Origin of the sequence: Rhodoblastus sp. 17X3, from assembly GCF_030056575.1 — a bacterium.
Taxonomy (GTDB): domain Bacteria; phylum Pseudomonadota; class Alphaproteobacteria; order Rhizobiales; family Beijerinckiaceae; genus Rhodoblastus.
This window is the reverse complement of sequence record NZ_JASHHX010000058.1, coordinates 1-850: the sequence shown is the minus strand read 5'-3', so window position 1 is coordinate 850 and position 850 is coordinate 1. Positions and strand designations below refer to the sequence as shown.

Annotated in this window: 1 protein-coding gene; it reads left to right on the top strand. The window is 60.2% G+C overall.

The features are described from left to right. Positions 1–850, top strand: an 850-nt coding sequence (locus tag QM467_RS19735; RefSeq protein WP_283368044.1) for a DUF1302 family protein, incomplete at both ends; no start/stop codon positions are given.

Below are 850 nucleotides of genomic sequence, written 5' to 3'. Positions count from 1 at the left end.
CGCCCGCGAGAGGCCTTTCGGCGCCGCGTTTCAGCAAGCCTATGCCTATACCAAGCAGAAATTCGATGGCGGCGTGAGCTTCGAAGGCCGCATCGGCGAGATCAACATCCCGTGGGGCCTGTCAACCGCAATCCCAGGCGGCTTGTTCTACGCCGTCAACGCCGTCGATTATTCTGCGGTTGTCCGGCCCGGCGCGCAGGCTGCCGAATTGACGATCCCGACGCCTGGCGTCTTCACCCGCCTTGGCTTCCTGCAGGACAAGGCCATTTTTGAAAGCTTCCTGTTGTTCCAGGGGCCGCGAAGCGTGGTGCCGGGCTGCGGCTCGTTCTTCTCCTACGCCGACTGGGCCGCGCCCGGTTGCAACAATGTCTATTTCAGCCCCGTATTGGCTGATCCGAGGTCCTATGCGACCGATTTCGCGCTCAATCGCAAGCGCGCGGCGAATCCCAACGACGTCAATTTCGGCGCCGGCGGCTCCTATACAGCCGATTCGCTGCTCACCAAGTTCGGGCTCTATTACGCCCATGTCGATCAGCCCACCCCTGTCGGCCAGACGATCAAGACCTTGCGGGCCGGCCCAAATTATTGGCTGCTAAGCAATCCTGGCGGACTCAACTCCGCCTACAATGTCGCTTACCTTGGCGCCGTCGATTCAGCCACGATCAACTTCACGACCCAAATTAAAGGAACGACGATCTACGGCGAATATGTCTACAGCCCGAACAAGCCTGTCAATTACAACGCCGCGGATCTTGTCTTTGTGGTCGCCGGGCCCCAGTTTCCGTCGCCCTTGCGCGGGATCTACAATACGCTGCCTCTTGGCGGCGTCGTCCCAGGCTACGATCGCCTT